This window comes from Pseudomonas sp. BBP2017, from assembly GCF_003024385.1.
Lineage (GTDB): Bacteria > Pseudomonadota > Gammaproteobacteria > Pseudomonadales > Pseudomonadaceae > Aquipseudomonas.
This window is the reverse complement of sequence record NZ_PVZN01000043.1, coordinates 1-763: the sequence shown is the minus strand read 5'-3', so window position 1 is coordinate 763 and position 763 is coordinate 1. Positions and strand designations below refer to the sequence as shown.

Genomic DNA, 763 nt, shown 5'->3' with positions numbered 1-763 from the left:
CCACCAGGCCACTGCCTTGCAGGTACGGCGTTGCACCCAGCTTGGGGAAAAAGGTCTGGTCGTCGGTGAATACCAGTAAGTGGCCATCCGAGCTGTGTTGGTGGTGCCAGGCAATGCCTTCTTCACTGCACAGCCTTTGGATCAGCTGGTAATCGCTCTCGAAATATTGCGTGCAGTATTCGCGCACGGGACTGTTGCGAACATGAAAGACAAAGGCATCGGCTTGAATACCATGGCCCTGGAGCACCTGAGCGACGATCTGCGGCACCGTCAGGTGCTGGAAAATCCGTTGATTGTGACTGAACTGCAAGTAGTGCAGCGCTGGCACCAGGGTCAGGTGATAGCGGGTCAGGCGTGTGCCGGGCTCGCCGACCCTGACATCTTCGATCCGCCCGTGGATGCCTTCGCCATTCAGGCCAAACTGAAGGAACGCGGGCTGACTGAGCAGGCTTTCCAGATCGAAGTCAGGGTACTCGCTGACCAGCTCGACCTGGATTGCGTACAAGGTACTGATCGTTTCAGTACCGTCAAAGGCCAGTACCTTGAAATCGTTGTGGACAGAAGGGATCATTAATGCGAAGTGCGCAGCATTGGCCGACGCGAACATACGCTTATCCTTAAGCTGAAAAGTGAAAGCAGAACGCGATGTCCAGGCGAACGCCTGGGCACGCTCAAATTTCAGCGCACGCTACCAAGGCAGCAAAGGATTTGATGCAGGAAGCATCCCAAGCAATCGTGGGAATTTTCGTTTTCTCGCACGATC

The 763-nt window shown here is 55.2% G+C and carries 1 protein-coding gene; it reads right to left on the bottom strand.

The window, feature by feature from the left end; translation table 11 throughout:
• A partial coding sequence (tssI, locus tag C6382_RS23720) for a type VI secretion system tip protein TssI/VgrG (RefSeq protein WP_146146929.1) occupies window positions 1-607 on the bottom strand: 607 nt, incomplete at its 3' end.
• Window positions 608-763 lie beyond the last annotated feature (156 nt).